This is a genomic window from Catellatospora aurea (assembly GCF_042663325.1).
In the GTDB taxonomy this organism is placed as follows: domain Bacteria; phylum Actinomycetota; class Actinomycetes; order Mycobacteriales; family Micromonosporaceae; genus Catellatospora; species Catellatospora aurea.
The window spans coordinates 1-1,681 of the sequence record NZ_JBHTAC010000101.1; the positions used below are offsets into that span (position 1 = coordinate 1).

Sequence of the window (1,681 nt, forward strand, 5' to 3'; positions counted from 1 at the left end):
CCACCAAGGAGGTAAGCGAAGCGAAGCCGACGACTGCCGCGTGACGCCGGCTGAGAGGCCGAACGCCGCAGTCGCCGAAGGCGGCTGCCAGAAGCAGGGTTACCCGAGGGTTCAGCAGGCGGTGGCGGAGTCGCGCCCACGGAGTGGGAAAATGGGGCGACTGACTTCATGAAAGGCGACATCGTGCCCACTACGCGTCTGCCCAGCGCCGGATACTCCATCACCGTACGCGTGGCGGTGATCGCCGACTCATCGGCGATCGGCCGGCTCACCATGGCCGTCGGCGAGGCGGGCGCCATCGTCACCGCGGTCGACGTGGTCGACTCGGACCACCTGCGCGTGGTCGCCGACGTCACCTGCGACACCGCCGACAGCGCGCACGCCGACCAGGTCGTCAAGGCGCTGGAGGCGATGGAGGGCGTCGAGGTCCGCAAGGTCTCCGACCGCACGTTCCTGCTGCACCTCGGCGGCAAGATCGAGGTCACTTCCAAGGTCAACCTGAAGACGCGTGACGAGCTGTCCCGGGCGTACACCCCGGGGGTGGCCCGGGTCTGCCAGGCCATCGCCGACAACCCCGAGGACGCCCGCCGCCTGACCATCAAGCGCAACACGGTCGCGGTGGTCACCGACGGCTCGGCCGTGCTCGGCCTGGGCAACCTCGGCCCGGCCGCCGCGCTGCCGGTCATGGAAGGCAAAGCGGCCCTGTTCAAGCGCTTCGGCGGCGTCGACGCCTGGCCGGTGTGCCTGGACACCCAGGACACCGAGGAGATCATCAAGATCGTCAAGGCGATCGCCCCGGTGTACGGCGGCATCAACCTGGAGGACATCGCCGCCCCGCGCTGCTTCGAGATCGAGGCCCGGCTGCGCGACATGCTCGACATCCCGGTCTTCCACGACGACCAGCACGGCACCGCGATCTGCGTGCTGGCCGCGCTGACCAACGCGCTGCGCGTGGTCGGCAAGAAGCTCGCCGACGTCAAGGTGGTCGTCTCCGGCGCCGGCGCGGCCGGGACCGCGATCATGAAGCTGCTGCTGCGGCAGGGCGTCGGCGACGTCATCGCGTACGACCGCCGCGGCGCGCTGCACCGGGACATGGCCAACCTCGGCCCGAACTGGCAGTGGCTGGTCGAGCACACCAACTCCGACGGCTACTCCGGCGACCTGCCCGGCGCGATCGTCGGCGCGGACGTGTTCATCGGCGTCAGCGCCCCGAACCTGCTGACCGGCGACGACATCGCCCGGATGGCCCCGAACGCGATCGTGTTCGCGCTGGCCAACCCCGACCCGGAGGTCGACCCGCGGGAGGCCCGCAAGCACGCCGCCGTGGTCGCCACCGGCCGCTCCGACCAGCCCAACCAGATCAACAACGTGCTGGCCTTCCCCGGCGTCTTCCGCGGCATGCTCGACGCCCAGGCCAAGGAGTTCACCGAGGAGATGGCCCTGGCCGCCGCCATGGCGATCGCCGACGTCGTCGGCGAGGAGAAGCTCAACCCGAGCGTCATCGTCCCGAGCGTCTTCGACGCCCGCGTAGCCCCCGCCGTCGCCGCCGCCGTCCGCGCCGTGGCCCAGCAGTCGACCACGTCCGTCCTCGACACCGACCCCACCCCCATCCCGGAGGCCTGACGCCGCCCACCCCATCGACCCACCCCATCGACAACTCTTAAAGACTTGCGGCCTCCGA

At 70.5% G+C, this 1,681-nt stretch carries 1 protein-coding gene; it reads left to right on the plus strand.

The window, feature by feature from the left end; translation table 11 throughout:
• The first annotated feature begins 168 nt into the window (after positions 1-168).
• The gene (locus ACFQO7_RS37670; protein WP_376810881.1) at positions 169-1,623 is read left to right on the plus strand and encodes an NAD-dependent malic enzyme; all 1,455 of its coding nucleotides are present in this window, start codon (positions 169-171) and stop codon (positions 1,621-1,623) included.
• The last annotated feature ends 58 nt before the right edge of the window (positions 1,624-1,681 follow it).

Coding starts and splice junctions, on each gene's coding strand:
- ACFQO7_RS37670 (WP_376810881.1), top strand. CDS start 169: ATGAAAGGCGACATCGTGCCCACTACGCGTCTGCCCAGCGCCGGATAC.